This is a genomic window from Fontibacillus panacisegetis (assembly GCF_900102215.1).
In the GTDB taxonomy this organism is placed as follows: Bacteria; Bacillota; Bacilli; order Paenibacillales; family Paenibacillaceae; genus Fontibacillus; species Fontibacillus panacisegetis.
This window is the reverse complement of the sequence record NZ_FNBG01000009.1, coordinates 94,392-110,485: the sequence shown is the minus strand read 5'-3', so window position 1 is coordinate 110,485 and position 16,094 is coordinate 94,392. Positions and strand designations below refer to the sequence as shown.

Here is a 16,094-nt window from a genome sequence, read left to right as displayed (position 1 = left end):
GAGGTTATTTAAATGAGACAAATTGCGTTTTATGGTAAGGGCGGTATCGGTAAATCGACAACATCCCAAAATACGTTAGCTCAGCTTGCCAAGAAGTTCAATCAAAAAATAATGATCGTAGGCTGTGATCCAAAAGCGGATTCTACACGTTTGATTCTGAATACAAAAGCTCAACAAACAGTACTGCATCTGGCTGCCGAACGGGGTTCCGTAGAGGACCTTGAACTGGCTGACGTGATTCAGGAGGGATTCGGAGAAATTCAATGCGTTGAATGCGGTGGTCCTGAGCCGGGTGTAGGTTGTGCGGGTCGCGGTATTATAACGGCTATCAATTTTCTTGAAGAAGAAGGGGCATACGATGGACTCGACTTTGTATCGTATGACGTACTCGGTGACGTAGTATGCGGCGGGTTCGCGATGCCGATTCGTGAGAAAAAAGCTGAAGAAATCTATATTGTATGCTCTGGCGAGATGATGGCCATGTATGCGGCCAACAACATTGCTCGCGGTATTTTGAAGTATGCAAACAGCGGCGGTGTACGGCTAGGTGGACTGATTTGCAACAGCCGGAATACAGATCGCGAGGATGAACTCATTACTGAGCTGGCGCGTCGGTTAAATACACAAATGATTCATTTTGTACCGCGTGATAATGTGGTTCAGCATGCTGAGCTGCGGAGAATGACCGTCACTCAATATAATGAGGCACATTCTCAAGCAGCCGAATATGAGAAGCTGGCTAACAAAATTTTAAATAATGACATGCTGACAATCCCTACTCCGATCAGTATGGAGGAGCTTGAGGATCTGCTGATGGAATTTGGGGTAATCGAAGACGAAGCTACGGTGAGCAAGAGATTGGGAATGGCTCTCTAAGAGGTTGTTCAAAAAGTCATCTTCTCATGACGAAGCAAATCAAGAAGCAGACTCGACATCGAATCTTGAATTCAGCCGGGCCTTCCGGTGCTCACGTACCCAAAACGTACGCTCCGCTCCTCATGCCCTAGCTTCATCCAACTTTCTCGGTCCTGAGAACCTGACTTTTTGAACTCGCATTTTAAGAAGAGATCGGATTCAAGCTCCTGCACCTTGGATTTTGAATGATAATGACCGGAAAAGGGAGGTTAGGAAATGAGTACAGATATTATGAAAAATAAACAAATCATTGAAGAAATTCTAGAAGTCTTCCCTGACAAGGCCAAGAAGGATCGAAAACGGCACTACGAGGTTATGGAAGAAGACAATAAGCTTGATTGCAGCAAATGCGCTATCAAGTCCAATATCAAATCCAGACCGGGTGTAATGACGATTCGCGGCTGTGCATATGCCGGTTCGAAAGGCGTAGTGTGGGGGCCGATCAAGGATATGGTTCACATTAGTCATGGGCCGATCGGTTGTGGTCAGTACAGCTGGGGTACCAGACGGAATTATGCTAACGGTTCTCTGGGGGTTGATAATTTCACGGCGATGCAGGTGTCAAGCGATTTTCAGGAGACGGATATTGTATTTGGCGGGGATAAGAAGCTTGAAGTGATTTGTCGGGAGATTAAAGAAATGTTCCCGCTTGCCAAAGGGATTAGTATTCAATCCGAATGTCCGGTTGGTCTGATTGGCGATGATATTGAGGCAGTTGCCAAAAAAATGAGCAAGGAGCTTGGAATTCCTATCGTACCCGTACGTTGCGAAGGCTTCCGCGGTGTCAGCCAGTCGCTTGGACACCATATCGCCAATGATGCTATCCGTGATTTTATAATGGGTCGTGCGGAGCTTAAGGAATGTGGACCTTACGATGTTAATATCATCGGGGACTACAATATCGGCGGTGACGCATGGGCTTCAAGAATTTTGCTGGAAGAAATGGGGCTTCGGGTTATTGCTCAATGGTCTGGTGACGGAACTATTAATGAGGTAATGACGGCCCATAAAGCGAAGTTAAATTTGATCCATTGTTTTCGGTCCATGAACTATATGTGTGAAGTGATGGAAGAAGAATATGGAATTCCGTCGCTTGAATATAACTTTTTTGGTCCAACCAAAACGATAGAAAGTCTGCGAACGATAGCTGCATATTTTGATGAAACCATTCAGGAAAACTGTGAAAAAGTTATCGCCAAATATAAGGGGGAGATGGATGCTGTTATTGCCAAATACCGTCCCCGCCTAGAAGGTAAAAAGGTGATGTTGTTAATCGGCGGGCTTCGTGCCCGTCATACGATAGGTGCATACGAGGACTTGGGCATGGAAATTGTAGCTACAGGCTATGAATTTGCCCATAAAGATGATTACCTGAAGACGATTCCTGAATTGAAGCAGGCTACAATCCTCATGGATGATCCGGGGGCGTATGAACTGGAGGAGCTGGCCCAGAAGCTGGATATCGATTTAATGGGTGCAGGGGTTAAAGAAAAGTACGTGTATCACAAGATGGGTATTCCATTCCGTCAAATGCATTCCTGGGATTACAGCGGCCCTTATCATGGCTTCGACGGTTTCAAAATATTTGCCCGTGACATGGACATGGCAATTAGCAGCCCGGTATGGAAGCTGCTCAAGGCTCCAGATAAGGTGGGGGTGATGGCATGAGTGGAGGTAATCGGATTTTAGATCATAATAGTCTTTTCGAAACCGAGAAGTATGTTCAGCAGAGGGAGAATAAGCGCCAATTTGAAAATGCATGCCCTGAAGAAGAGGTGCTGCAGACTGCTGCTTACACTCAGACGGAAGAGTATTTGAACAAAAATTTAGCCCGCAAATCCGTTGTGATTAACCCGGCTAAGGCTTGCCAGCCGCTTGGCGCAGTTATGGCGGCGTTAGGCTTTGAGAAGACACTGCCGTTTGTTCACGGTTCACAGGGATGTACAGCGTATTTTCGCAGCCATTTTGCCAGACATTTCAAAGAGCCGGTTCCGGCTGTATCCTCCTCCATGACGGAAGATGCTGCAGTATTTGGGGGTATGAACAACCTGATTGAAGGATTGGCAAACAGTATCGCGTTGTACAAACCCGAGATGGTAGCGATGAGTACCACCTGTATGGCTGAGGTAATCGGAGATGACCTGTCTGCTTTTATCGGGAATGCGCGCAAGGAGGGTGCACTGCCAGAAGAAATGCCGGTTCCTTTTGCTAATACGCCAAGCTTTTCCGGTTCGCATATTACGGGCTATGACAATATGCTAAAGGGAATTTTAAGTTATTTGTATGAAAAATCGGGTCAGCAAGCTAAACCAGGTAGTGAACGGAAGCTGAATATTTTGCTGGGATTTGAGCCTTACACGGGGAATTTTGAGGAGATCAAGCGGATTGTGGAAATGTTCGGGCTGTCGTATACCTTGCTTGGAGATCATAGCGACAATTTTGATTCAGGTGCTGACGGCACATACAGTTACTATTACGGCGGAACCAAGCTGGCTGATGTACCGAATGCCGCTAATGCGATGGGGACGCTTGCTCTGCAAAAATATGGTCTGCGCAAAACAGTTGCGTACACAGAAGAAAAGTGGGGGCAAACGGCAAGGTCTTTGTATACGCCGCTTGGAATAACGGCTACCGACCAGTTGCTTGAGACGATCAGTAGTTTGGCAGCTGCACCCATTCCGGAAGCATTGATGAAGGAACGCTCCAAAGTAGTAGATGCAATTACGGATTCGCACAATTATTTACATGGCAAAAGGGTAGCCATGGCTGGAGATCCTGATATGCTGCTTGGACTGATTGGATTCTGTTTAGAGCTTGGAATGGAGCCGGTCCACATCATCTGCTCAAATGGAGACGCGGAATTTGAACAGGAAGCAAATGCGCTGTTGTCATCCAGTCCTTATGGAAGTGAGGGCAAGGTGTATGTGGGCCGCGATTTATGGCACTTACGCTCTCTTTTGTTTAATGAGAAGGTGGATCTTGCCATAGGCAGCAGCCATTTGAAATATGCTGCCAAGGATGCTGGAGTTCCATTGATACGCGCAGGTTTTCCAATTTTCGACCGTCATCATATCCAACGTTACCCTATCATTGGTTACCGAGGTACATTGAATCTGCTTACCTTGTTTGTGAACACGGTTCTGGAGCAGCTTGATGCCGATGCTCCTGCCCACAGCTTTGACCTTGTGCGCTAGATGATTACAGAAGGCGATATGAATTACGCCTAAGGAGGGATCAGGAGCGGATGGAAGCGATCAAAAAGACAGGCTTTACTGTAGATGTAAACTCATGCGGCAAGGAGGAACCTAAGAGTAAGCCATGTCCGAGGCCAAAACCCGGTGAAGCGGCAGGGGGCTGTTCGTTTGATGGAGCGCAGATCACTTTACTGCCGATAGCAGATGCAGCCCATCTGGTTCATGGTCCTATTGCCTGTGCAGGTAACAGCTGGGAGACGAGGGGGAGCTTGTCTAACGGCCCTCAGCTTTCATCCCTTGGTTTTACAACGGATCTGGGGGAGCACGATATTATTTTTGGCGGAGAGAAGAAGCTATTAGAAGCGATCCGGTATATTGCGGACCGCTTCTCTCCTCCCGCAATATTTGTTTATTCTACTTGTGTTTCAGCTCTTACGGGCGAAGATATAGATGCGGTATGTAAGCAAGCGTCAGCAGAGCTGGGGCTTGCTGTTGTTCCTGTTAACAGCCCGGGTTTTGTCGGAAGTAAAAATTTGGGTAACCGTCTGGCTGGAGAAGCATTGTTCCAGTACGTAATCGGCACAGAAGAACCTCCTCTGGTTACTGATTGCGATGTGAACCTGATTGGTGAGTACAATATCGCTGGCGAAGCTTGGGATATAGAGAAGCTTTTGAATCAGACGGGGATGCGGCTGCATGCCCGGATAACCGGGAATGGGAGGTTCAAGGAAATCGCCGGAGCGCATCGAGCCAAGGCGAATATGATCGTTTGCAGCAGGGCCTTAATTGGATTGGCCGTCAAGATGGAGAAAAAATACGGAATACCGTATTTTGAAGGTTCCTTTTACGGTGCCAAGGAAACGAGCTTTTCATTGCGGCAACTTGCCTATTTGATTAACAACCGTGAAGTGGAGCGCAGAGTTGATCATTTAGTAGAACGTGAGGAAATGCGGCTTATGCGAGAGCTGGCTCCTTACCGAAAAGTGCTTAAAGGGAAAAAGGCTGTCTTGTATACGGGCGGCGTTAAAAGCTGGTCAGTGATTTCAGCGCTTCAGGAGCTAGGTGTTAAAGTGGTCGGTGTTGGAACCAATAAAAGCACGGATAGTGACATCGCCCGGATTTCGGAAAGGCTTGGGGAAGAGGCAATTTATATACCAGAGGGTGGATCAAGCCGTGTTCTCAAAGCTGTCCGAGAGCGCAAGGCTGATATCGTCATAGCCGGAGGGCGCAATATGTATATGGCGCTGAAGGAGCAAATTCCGTTTTTGGATATCAATCAGGAGCGTCACACGGCTTATGCCGGGTATGAAGGAATGATTCGATTGGCCAAACAACTGGTATATGCCATGGAGAATCCAGTATGGCAGATGGTCTGCACACCTGCTCCGTGGGATAGGGGGGACGGATATGACAATTCATAGAATGAAAAAACCGCTTAGCTGTAACCCTTTAAAGATTAGCCAGCCGCTTGGGGGCATTTTGGCTATGCAAGGTATATTTCGATCTATGCCAATCCTGCATGGGGCCCAAGGCTGTACATCCTTTGCCAAGACGCTGCTGACAAGGCATTTTCGTGAGCCGATTGCCGTGCAAACTACTGCACTTCAGGAGATGGACGTCATTTTTGATGCAGATCTGAATCTGGAAAAAGCGCTGGAGACGGTGCTGACCAAACATCGCCCAGATGTTATCGGCGTACTGAGTACGGCACTAACCGAAGCTTCAGGTACAGATTATGGAGCTAAAGTTAAAAAGTTCAAGAGAGAGCATAACCTGAAAAATCATTTGATCGTCACCAGCTCGTTACCGGACTTTCGGGGATCACTGGAATCAGGATACAGCGCCATGGTGGAATCCATCATTGATGGCTTGCTGGAGCAGTCGAACCGTAAAACGTACAAGTTGCTGAAAAATCAAATTAATTTGTTGCCCGGTTCCTTTCTCACAGCGGGAGATGTGATGGAGATAAAAGAAATGATCGGAGCCTTTGGATTTGATGTAATTACACTGCCCGATTTATCTACATCGTTAGCCGGTCATCTGATGACCGGCTTCTCCCCTATGACCCGCGGTGGAATCCCCATCGATTCCGCGCGCCAGATGATGCGTTCAGGCTATACTATTGCGATTGGAGCCAGTATGGAAAGACCTGCTCGAAGACTGCATAACGCAGCGGGTATTCCCTATCGGGTGTTTAGCGGAGTATCAGGACTCGCCTCCAGTGATGAATTTTTTTATTTTCTCCAGAATCTCAGTCGTGAGACTGTTCCATTAAGGTATCGTTGGCAGCGTGAAAGTTTGCTGGATTGCATGCTGGATGCCCAGTTCAACTATGCAGGTATTTCTGCTGTGGTAGCGCTTGAGCCTGATCATCTCCTTTCTGTTGCTTCATGGTTGGAGGAAATGGGTGTTGAGCTGCGGGGATTGGTTGCGTCATATGAAACAACATTACTGGAAGAGTTGAATCGTGATGTGTGGGTTGGCGATCTTGACGATGCTGAGCAGTTGGCTCAGGGAGCGGATTTGTGGATTAGTAATTCCCATGGAAAAAGAGGGGCCAAGCGCTGTGGTGCAGCATTTATGGCGATGGGATTTCCTATAGTCGACGAGTTGGGGGCCTATACGTCTGTGACGGTAGGATACCGTGGGACGATGGAGCAGATCAACAAGGCGGGCAATCTTTTGATCCAAAGAGAGGAGAATGCACATGAAGGTAGCGTTTGCCACAGATGATGGGTTAAAGGTAAATTCACACTTTGGGCAAAGCCCAATGTTTACAGTATACGATGTCCGTCCCGGTGAAGCTTGCTTTGTAGAGAACCGCGCCGTTCCGCTGCAAATTGTCCAGGATGAGGGCAGCAGAATTGAGATGAGAATCTCCTTGATCGAGGATTGCACTCTTGTTTTTCTCATGCAAATCGGTGCATCCGCTGCAGCAAGGGTTACAAGTCGTAAAATGATGCCAGTCAAGGTACCTGCGGGCAGCTCTATTGAAGATCAGATTGCTCGGTTGCTTGAGATGCTTCGAGGTAAGCCGCCTATGTGGTTAAGTAAGGTACTTAAGACTGAAGAAGTGGGAGATTAAGAGGAAGTTAGTGCTGAAATCATTCCGAATGGATAGGAGGGGTGAGGCGTGAGTGAAGCAGAAGCTTACCAAGACGTGCAGGATGAACAGGAACAGGAGCAGGGGCCGTTATACAGGGCGGCAAAAGGAGGCTGCGCAGAAGTGGAGGCTGAAAGATTAGTCTCGACATTTAACAAGTCCTTGAGTCGAATTTTGGATGCTTATGATTACTTTGAGAAGGGCAGCGGATTAAATACAGAAGAAAAAATTGCTCGATTGGCCTTATTTACTGCTGAAGAAAAATTGGCATTAGGAGCGGATTGTACTCCCAGTCCCAAACTGCGCAAGCAAGTGGAGAATGTGTTTCAGGCAATGGCTCTTACCTTGGAGATTGAAACAAATGGTCTGGTTCAAAGCATGGTTGATATGAATTCCGAAGGATTTGGAAGAGCGATCGTATCCAGCGGTCGCTTAATCTTGATTTCAACAACATTGCGAGCCGGGTTGAGATTTCCATTTTCATCCCGAATCAAATTGGAAAGGTTTGCGCTTAACAGTCTGAGAGAGGCTTTGGAATGGCACAGCAAGCACAGTGAGATCACCGCAAAACGCTAAAAAACAGGGGCGTTACTTAGTTCCGTTACTAATGGGAGGGATGTTGGATGATGAGTTCATTTGTACAGCAAACCTTCAGATATGATAGACAGTTGAAGCTGCTCGGAGAGGAAGGGCAAAAAAAGCTGAAGAGTTCGGTGGTTATGGTTGCTGGAATTGGCGGCCTCGGGGGTACGGCAGCCATTTACCTGGCAGCGGCCGGAGTGGGAAAGCTGATTCTTGCTCACGAAGGAACGATCCAGCTTCCGGACATGAACCGACAAATATTAATGGATTCCTCATGTATAGGAGAGGAACGGATCGGTACGGCGATGCAAAACCTGCGGCGTATCAACCCTGAGGTTGAAATTGAAGGCTACAATGACAAGATAACATATAAAGAGGCTGAGCCATGGGTAAATGGAGCCGATATTGTTATCGATGCGAGATATGATTTTCCCGAACGATATGAGCTTAACCGTCTTTGTGTTGCTGCCGGCAAACCCCTAGTTGAAGCGGCCATGTACGGTTTTGAAGTTTCGATAACTACTATAGTGCCAAAGAAGACACCTTGTCTCGTATGTCTGTACCCCCAAATCAGTGTGGATTGGGAACCACTAGGATTTCCGGTGCTGGGGGCTACCTCCGGTTTGGCAGGCTGCATGGCTGCAATGGAAGCTGTGAAATGGATAACTGGAATCGGCAAACCGTTCATGAATGTAATGCACCGCATAAATACGCTTGATATGAGCAGCTATACCGTTGCAGTAAAACGGAATCTCACTTGTACATGCTGTCAGGGGTAGAGAGGAGGGAGGGCTGGATGAAAAAGATGCGGATATGCGATACAACATTGCGCGATGGGGAACAAGCCGCAGGTGTATCGTTTACGGCTGATGAAAAGCTTGAAATCGCTAAACGCTTGGCGGACAGCGGTGTTGAACAGGCAGAGATAGGCATTCCTGCCATGGGGGAAGAGGAGCGCAGAGCGATCAGCACGATTGTTTCGCTTGGGCTGCCTATGAGGTTGTTGACCTGGAACCGTGCAATCCGGTCTGATATAGATGCTTCTGTGTTGACGGGAGCGGACTGGGTGCATATCGCTTTGCCAGTATCCTCAATACAAATGAAAGCCAAGCTGAATGCAAGACCTGATCAGGTTATGGAAATGGGAAGATCGATAGCATGTTATGCTCTTAATAAAGGGCTGACGGTGTCAGTTGGTTTTGAGGATGCTTCCCGTGCCGAATTCAGCTTTCTCGCGGATCTTGTCCATATGCTGCGCCGTGAAGGAGTAACTCGTTTCCGCTATGCGGATACCTTGTCCGTTCATCATCCCGGTACGATATCTGCCCGAATTTCCACGCTGTTGACCGTGTGCCCGCCTGATATTGAGGTAGAAATCCATTGCCATAATGACTTTGGTCTGGCAACTGCGAATACGCTGGCTGGTATTGAGGCTGGAGCACAGTGGGCGAGTACAACTGTGTTAGGCATAGGAGAACGGGCCGGAAATACTGCTTTAGAGGAAGCTGTTATGGGCTGGAGGCATTTGTATCATGGTGAGTGTTCTGTACGCTCTGATAAACTTCGTTCGTTAGCGGAATTTGTATCCAGAGCGTCCGGTCGGGAATTGCCGGATACAAAACCTCTGCTTGGAAAGTTTGCTTTTGCCCATGAATCCGGTATTCATGTTGATGGCTTGGTCAAGGACAGACGAACCTATCAAGCATTTGATCCTTCAGAGCTTGGAACTGATCACAGCTTCGTGCTTGGAAAGCATTCCGGTCGGAGTTCCGTCAGACAGGCGTTGATCGTAGAAGGCATTGATGCCGATGAGAAGACAGTTGAAGCGTTGCTGCTGCGTCTTCGACATACAGCTGATGCGCGTAAGAGGACGGTTGATACGGGTGAATTAAAACGCTGGGCAGAGGAGGAAATATTACGATAGTTAAAAGGTGGCTGTTCCCAAAAAAGCAGGTTTGATTTAGTAATAGCGGTGTTCAGGGAGGCTATCCCTGGCACCGCTATTTTAGATTTTCGGTCTGTTGCTGACACTCTCACTTACTTAAATTCGTACCGATAGAGTAAGAGGGAACTAACCCTCTCTATAGTCTAGATTTTTATCATATAAAGGAACTTATTTCCTGTGTTTTGTGCTAACAGACGTTTTCGTTCCTCTGCCCAACTCATCTGGGACTTGTACCACGAGAATATTCATCTGGTTAGTCTGTGAAGATGAGAACTAGAGCTCAGGGTGTGCATGTTTGATCTTCAAGCGGCTCCAGCGGCGTTCTACTTCATCCTGGAAGGATTTCAGGATCGCTTCATTTTCCGGCTTAAGCAAATGTCTGGTTTTCCCCATTCTTTTCAGCCATTCGGTCAGTTCAACCTTTTGGCTCTTGGCCTCAGGGTCATAGGTGATGGTCGTAATACCGAGTTCAACTTCGTATAGAGGGAAAAAACAGGAGTCTACTGCTGTTCCTACAAGTGATGTTCCCGCGTTATCCTCAGCCATCCAGTTGAGTGGGCATGCGCTAAGAATTTTGCCGTAAACAAGTCCTTCATTTTGTGCGTACCACCAAGCTTTGGCAGCCTTTTTCACCAGATCCTGGGGATGGGCTTCCGTTCCGGTAAATACATAAGGAATATTGGTGGCCGCCATAATTTGCGGGGTATCCTTATGGTGGCTGCCTTTGCCTTGTTGAGTTTTGCCCACGCCTGAGGTTGAAGTGCGATGACCTTTAGGAGTGGAATAAGATAGCTGGGCTCCGGTATTCATGTAGCCTTCGTTATCGTATTCCAGAATGATCATTCTATGATTGCGCAATGCTGCTCCGATCGCCGGACCCATTCCGATATCCATACCTCCGTCTCCAGTGACCATAACAAAGGTAAAATCATCCTTCAGACCAAGATCATCAAGTTCACCACGGCGTTTGCGCTCCCAGAACATTTCAACAACACCTGATAATGTGGCGGCTCCATTTTGGAAGAGGTTATGAATAAAGGTTCCTTTGTGCGACGAATGAGGGTAGCCTGTAGATACAACATAAGCGCATCCGGTATGGAACAGAGTTACGATATCGCCCTCAATCCCTTTGAAGAACAGTTCTAGGCCGGAAAAAATACCACAGCCCGGACATGCTCCATGTCCTGGAGTCAGACGTTTCGGCTTTTTAACCAACGAGCGCATAGGAGGAACTTTTACACGGAGTTTTCCGGTGAGCTCGTCTTTATCTATTTCGATCAAACCCGTTTTGAGATCCTCGAATTTTAATGGCTTAAGCAGTCTTATAGGGGTCTTATCACTTTCACCAGGATGATGTCCGTAAAAATCAAACGGGACCGCGACCTCACCACTTTTTGCGGCTTCAATAGCGAGCTGGAAGAAATGATGTCCATCCTCTGCATAAAACTCTTTACCCCCAAGCCCGTAAATCCGGCTAATCACTTGGGTTGTGTGGTTGCCATGTGTAAAAAGTGCAGCTTTAAGCTCATTCACCATATTTCCGCCATGTCCGCCAGTGGAATCTCCGCGGTCTCCAACGGTGATGGCCTTCACATTTTTCAGTGCGTTAGCAATTTGTTTCTGTGGAAAAGGGCGGATAATATTAGGGGAAATGGAGCCTGCCTTGATCCCTTCAGCCCGTAGCTGATCTACTACATCTTTAATAATTTCCGAAGCAGAATTCATAAGGAAAACCGCAACTTCAGCATCCTCCATCCTGTACAGATCAAGAGTAGGGTAGTAACGACCAGTCAGATCACCGTATTCTTTAGCTATCCGCTCAAACACTGCACCGGCCTTGTACATGGCTTCAGACATTTGATAACGGTTATTAATGTAATCCGGCTCGTTCATATACGGACCGATGGAAATCGGCTGCTCACGATCTAGTGTATGGGGAAAACCGGCAGGCGGCTGCTCACCGACAAATTTCATTACATCTTCCCGATGCATAAAGGTCTGGACTCTGCGTTTTTGGTGAGAAGTGAAATAGCCGTCCGATGCCACCATCACCGGCAGGCGCACTTCAGGGTCCTCCGCAAGCTTTAGTGCCATAATATTCATATCATACACGGCTTGAGGATCACGGCACATCAGAATGGGCCAGCCAGTATTTAGCGCGAAGTATAAATCGGAATGATCTCCGTGAATGTTCAGTGGTCCAGAGATGGAGCGGCAGACCAGGTTCATGACCATGGGCAGTCGTGTACCGGATTGAACAGGCATTTGCTCAAGCATGTACATATAACCCTGAGCGCTGGTTGCATTAAATACACGTCCCCCAGCTGTCGAAGCACCATAACATATCCCTGCCGAGCTATGCTCGCCATCGGATGGAATTAGCTTAATATCGTGCTGGCCGGTTGTTTTAGTAAGATCCAAAAATTGAGCAACCTCGGTAGAAGGTGAAATCGGAAAATAACCCATGACATGATAATTAATTTGCTGTGCAGCGTATGCGGCCATTTCATTTCCAGATTCATACACGTATTGCTGCTCCACCTTGGCGGAGCCAATCTCTTTACTGTAATCGATAGCCATCATAAACCCACCTTTCTTTTTGTTAAAATTGCGCAGCAAGATCAAAGCGATGCTTGACTGAATACTTGTCTGCATAGCCCTCTTTTTCCTTAATGCTGCTTAATGCACTGGTTGGACAGGCTTGCACGCATTTGAGACAGCCCTTGCAGTATTGGTAATCAATCCCTTGCAGAAATATTTGGGATCTGCCTTTCCTGTCGGTTCTTTCTTCCCATACAAAACACATGTCAGGGCAAACATTGTCGCAACCTGCGCAGTTAATGCACGATTCTGGATCGTAGGACGGGATCATACCGGATCGGGAAATACTCAGATCCTTCAAATAATTGCCTCCGGGATTTGTGATCATGCCTCCAATCGGCTGATTCTCATAACCCAGTGATGAAATGTTTGAGTGCTTGAAGTCGAGGAGTGGGCCATTATCTTCTAATGTAAACTGTTCAAAAACCACTTCTTCATACCCTCGATCAAATGTACGGTGTGCGGATTCGATGGCTTGAGGATATTTAGCTCCGAGCGATTTGGTGACGATGTCCTTCATTGCCTGCGGGTCCAGAAATGGACATATTTTGAACAGGGCACCTAGCATTGCCATGTTGACCCGGTTTTTCTCCTTTAATGCAATACCCGTAGCATCAATAGCTGCAATCTTTCCACCCTGCATGTCAAGCAGTGCCATTAATTGTGAAGGAGCTTTGGTCGAGTTGACCAATACGATGCTGTCAGGGCCGATGCCGCTGGTTACATGGACGGTCTTGGCAAGAGCCTCGTGAAAGATACCGACCATATGTGGATGTTCAACTGATGAGGTGTCGCGGATTTGTGTAGTTAGCTCGCAAAAGCGGATATGAGCTTTAACTGGAGAGCCCTTCTTTTCCGATCCGTACGAGGAGAAGCTGACACCATTAAGCCCGCTCCCGTTTACTCCGGCTTCAGCGAGCATTTTACCTGCGAGGTTGGCTCCCATTCCCCCAATGGCCTCTAAACGAATTTCATAAAATCCTAACTTGTTAACTAACGGAAGACCTCCCATGAACATGTCCCCTTTCGTAAAATGACATCATGATTCCATTTGTTTGCGTCTTTTTCATTCAAATTACAGGTTGAAAAGAGAGGGAGTGGTGATATATATCATAGGTTTTAGCAATTTTTGTAAATCGTCACAGTTTGTTATAAATCCGCGGTATTTTATATAACGCATTATGTCATTAATGACAGATTGAGCGCGCTTTTGCCTTGAAGTCATGTGTATAAATGATCGCGCATTGAAAAATAAATCGAACCCAAGTAAGATGAATTTAGTTGTCAAATAATGACGCATGAAGGAGTCAAATATGACAGAACCTATCTCTTACACGACCGAGGAAATTGCAAAATTATTAAAGGTTTCCAAGTTAACGGTATATGAGCTGATCAAAAAGGGAGAACTGCCTTCTTACCGGGTCGGCAAACAAATCAGGGTAGATTCAACAGATTTGGAAGCTTATAAGCAGAATGCAAGAAATGAAATGAATCCTGCGACCAGCTTGGAACCCATCCAGATACAGCAGCAGCCCGATGCACATCGCCCCGTAGTACCAATAGAAGAAGAACGACTGGATCAAGAGGGAGATATCAGATCATTGATCATTACGGGTCAGGATGCAAGTCTGGATTTACTGGCCAAGGCTATGGAGAGAAAAAACTCCCGTATCAGGCCGCTGCGCTCGGTTGTCGGAAGTATGGATAGTCTGGTTGCTATGTATAACGGTCGTGCGGATATCGTCAGTACTCATCTGTTTGACGGTGACACTGGCGAGTATAATCTTCCGTTTATACGAAAATTGTTTATATCATTACCGTACAAGGTCATTCATTTAGTGACACGCAAAGCGGGCTTGTATGTAAAGCAAGGCAATACTCTTAATATTCATACATGGGATGATCTCGCACGACGGGATATTCGACTGGTTAACCGGGAGAAGGGTTCGGGGGCAAGGGTATTGCTGGATGAGCAGCTTCGTTTACATGGAATATCACCTGCATCTATTTCCGGTTATCAGAACGAGGAAATGACACATATGGGAGTTGCCGGACGGATTGTCATGGGACAGGCGGATGTAGGTGTCGGGAGTGAGCGTCCGGCACGGATTGAAGGGCTGGAATTTATTCCGCTAATTCAGGAGAAGGTAGATCTGGTAGTTCTTAAACAACCGGAAAATAAAAAATGGATTATGCAGCTTCAGCAGATTCTGCAATCGCATGAGTTTCAGGAAGAGCTTTTGTCACTGGGAGACTATGAGGTTTCCTTAACCGGGCAGGTGCTTGCTGAGAATGGAACGGAGTAAGACATAATAAAGAGATGTGGGGATTTAAATCCTTTACAGGGGGCAGGAGAACAAATGAGAGAACGGTATTCAAGGCAAATGCTGTTTGCGGGAATAGGCGAGACCGGGCAACAAAAGCTTGCCGGGAGTTCCGTCTGTATTGTAGGCATGGGTGCTCTTGGCTCTAGTCTGGCGAATCACATGGTCAGATCGGGAGTCGGAAAAGTTCGTATGATAGATCGGGATTATGTAGAATACAGCAATCTTCAAAGACAAATGCTGTATGATGAGGAAGATGCCCGGGAAGCATTGCCCAAAGTGGTAGCTGCGCAGCAGAAGCTTAGCCGAATAAATTCATCCATCCAATTGGAAGCATTATTTATGGATGTTACGTCAAGCAATATTCATGAATTGCTGGAAAATACCGATTTGGTGCTGGATGGAACAGATAACTTCCAAACCCGTTTTCTGCTTAATGATGCTTGCTATTCGATGGGAATACCATTTGTATATGGTGGAGCGGTCAGCTCACGGGGAATGAGTGCCATTTTTATTCCAGGGAGTACACCATGTTTGCGATGTCTGATGCAGTCGCCAGATGCAGGTGGTCAAACCTGTGATACCGTCGGTGTAATATCTCCGATTGTGGATATCATCGCTTCTTATCAGGCCGTTGAAGCTATCAAATATTTAGTGGGAGCAGAAGAGCAGCAGCGGGGCGAGCTTGTAAGTATAGATGCTTGGCATAATCAATTTTATACCATGAAGCTGGGGAAACCTCGCAGTGATTGCCCATGCTGTCAGCTGAAGCAGTATCCTGCCTTAATGCAAAAGGAAGACACAGAGATTTCACTTTGCGGACGTGAATCGGTACAGATATCCGGACATGCTCCGTTTGATTTATTATTGTGGCGGGAAAAGCTGGAGCCCGCTGTCAATGGTGTTAAAGAGAACCCTTTTCTGCTTCGGGCCCAGCTTAATGAGGGCTTAAGACTGGTTTTGTTCGCCGACGGGCGTGTACTGGTACAAGGCACTGATGATATTGTCCGGGCGAAGACCTTGTATGCGCGTTATATCGGGAATTAAGGGTTGTTCTGCTGAATGAGCAGCAGCGGCTGCTCCAGCCTTATCCTCCGGATACAGGAGGGATGATCGCAACTTCGGCGGCATCGTTGATAATCGTATCATCGGGAGCATATTCCTGATCAACAGCCACCATTGATATGGCAATCTGGGATGCGGCATCGGGATAGGAAGCAGAAAGTAGCTCTTTTAATTTTCCTGCAGTTAAAGGCTTGTTCTCGACATGATATGTCAGTGAAGTAGCGCCGAGCGTTTCGGCCAGACTAGCGAACAGTCGAATAGATAGTTGCATCTATCAATCACCTCCAAATTTTATGCTAACTAGTATACCATCAGGGTCAATATGTTCCTGTGATAAAAATTTAATGATGAAGTATTTTCAGAAA

General features: G+C 46.9%; 14 protein-coding genes. 11 read left to right on the top strand and 3 right to left on the bottom strand.

Annotated elements, in window-relative coordinates:
* Positions 1-12 precede the first annotated feature (12 nt).
* The 9 genes from nifH (at position 13) to BLS49_RS09895 (ending at position 9,718) form a co-directional block, all read left to right on the top strand.
* On the top strand, positions 13-876 hold the full coding sequence (gene nifH, locus BLS49_RS09935) for a nitrogenase iron protein (RefSeq protein WP_091229142.1): 864 nt from the start codon (positions 13-15) through the stop codon (positions 874-876).
* Between the two features lie 255 nt (positions 877-1,131).
* Positions 1,132-2,583, top strand: coding sequence for a nitrogenase molybdenum-iron protein alpha chain (nifD, locus tag BLS49_RS09930; RefSeq protein WP_091229140.1), 1,452 nt, complete (start codon positions 1,132-1,134; stop codon positions 2,581-2,583).
* The gene (gene nifK, locus BLS49_RS09925; protein WP_091229138.1) at positions 2,580-4,109 is read left to right on the top strand and encodes a nitrogenase molybdenum-iron protein subunit beta; all 1,530 of its coding nucleotides are present in this window, start codon (positions 2,580-2,582) and stop codon (positions 4,107-4,109) included. The genes nifD and nifK overlap by 4 nt, the downstream gene beginning before the upstream one ends.
* Positions 4,110-4,159: 50 nt before the next feature.
* A complete protein-coding gene (gene nifE, locus BLS49_RS09920; RefSeq protein WP_091229137.1) occupies positions 4,160-5,530 on the top strand; it encodes a nitrogenase iron-molybdenum cofactor biosynthesis protein NifE in 1,371 nt (456 codons plus the stop codon).
* Positions 5,517-6,842: a nitrogenase iron-molybdenum cofactor biosynthesis protein NifN gene (gene nifN / locus BLS49_RS09915; protein ID WP_091229135.1), complete on the top strand. Its 1,326-nt coding sequence runs from the start codon at positions 5,517-5,519 to the stop codon at positions 6,840-6,842. The genes nifE and nifN overlap by 14 nt, the downstream gene beginning before the upstream one ends.
* Positions 6,817-7,194 (top strand): NifB/NifX family molybdenum-iron cluster-binding protein, encoded by a 378-nt coding sequence (locus tag BLS49_RS09910; RefSeq protein WP_091229133.1) that lies wholly within the window; start codon positions 6,817-6,819, stop codon positions 7,192-7,194. Before nifN ends, BLS49_RS09910 begins: the two co-directional genes overlap by 26 nt.
* A gap of 48 nt (positions 7,195-7,242) precedes the next feature.
* The gene (locus BLS49_RS09905) at positions 7,243-7,788 is read left to right on the top strand and encodes a DUF269 domain-containing protein (RefSeq protein WP_091229132.1); all 546 of its coding nucleotides are present in this window, start codon (positions 7,243-7,245) and stop codon (positions 7,786-7,788) included.
* 47 nt (positions 7,789-7,835) lie between these two features.
* Positions 7,836-8,573: a HesA/MoeB/ThiF family protein gene (locus BLS49_RS09900; protein WP_245742324.1), complete on the top strand. Its 738-nt coding sequence runs from the start codon at positions 7,836-7,838 to the stop codon at positions 8,571-8,573.
* Between the two features lie 17 nt (positions 8,574-8,590).
* Positions 8,591-9,718 carry a homocitrate synthase/isopropylmalate synthase family protein gene (locus tag BLS49_RS09895; RefSeq protein ID WP_091229131.1) on the top strand — a complete coding sequence of 376 codons (1,128 nt, stop codon included), beginning with the start codon at positions 8,591-8,593 and terminating at the stop codon, positions 9,716-9,718.
* Between the two features lie 294 nt (positions 9,719-10,012).
* On the opposite strand, the gene BLS49_RS09890 is transcribed toward BLS49_RS09895, so the two are convergent.
* Together BLS49_RS09890 and BLS49_RS09885 are read right to left on the bottom strand one after the other, a co-directional pair.
* Positions 10,013-12,319: a thiamine pyrophosphate-dependent enzyme gene (locus BLS49_RS09890; protein ID WP_091229281.1), complete on the bottom strand. Its 2,307-nt coding sequence runs from the start codon at positions 12,317-12,319 to the stop codon at positions 10,013-10,015.
* Positions 12,320-12,341: 22 nt separating this feature from the next.
* A complete protein-coding gene (locus BLS49_RS09885) occupies positions 12,342-13,352 on the bottom strand; it encodes a 2-oxoacid:acceptor oxidoreductase family protein (protein WP_091229129.1) in 1,011 nt (336 codons plus the stop codon).
* A 301-nt stretch (positions 13,353-13,653) separates the two neighbouring features.
* Between BLS49_RS09885 and BLS49_RS09880 the strand changes: the two genes are divergently transcribed.
* Both BLS49_RS09880 and BLS49_RS09875 read left to right on the top strand, forming a co-directional pair.
* Positions 13,654-14,646 carry a helix-turn-helix transcriptional regulator gene (locus tag BLS49_RS09880; protein ID WP_091229127.1) on the top strand — a complete coding sequence of 331 codons (993 nt, stop codon included), beginning with the start codon at positions 13,654-13,656 and terminating at the stop codon, positions 14,644-14,646.
* Positions 14,647-14,700: 54 nt separating this feature from the next.
* Positions 14,701-15,711, top strand: a complete 1,011-nt coding sequence (locus BLS49_RS09875; protein WP_091229126.1) for a ThiF family adenylyltransferase — start codon at positions 14,701-14,703, stop codon at positions 15,709-15,711.
* Between the two features lie 40 nt (positions 15,712-15,751).
* Here BLS49_RS09875 and moaD read toward each other — a convergent pair whose 3' ends face one another.
* Positions 15,752-16,000 (bottom strand): molybdopterin converting factor subunit 1, encoded by a 249-nt coding sequence (moaD, locus tag BLS49_RS09870; RefSeq protein ID WP_091229125.1) that lies wholly within the window; start codon positions 15,998-16,000, stop codon positions 15,752-15,754.
* Positions 16,001-16,094 lie beyond the last annotated feature (94 nt).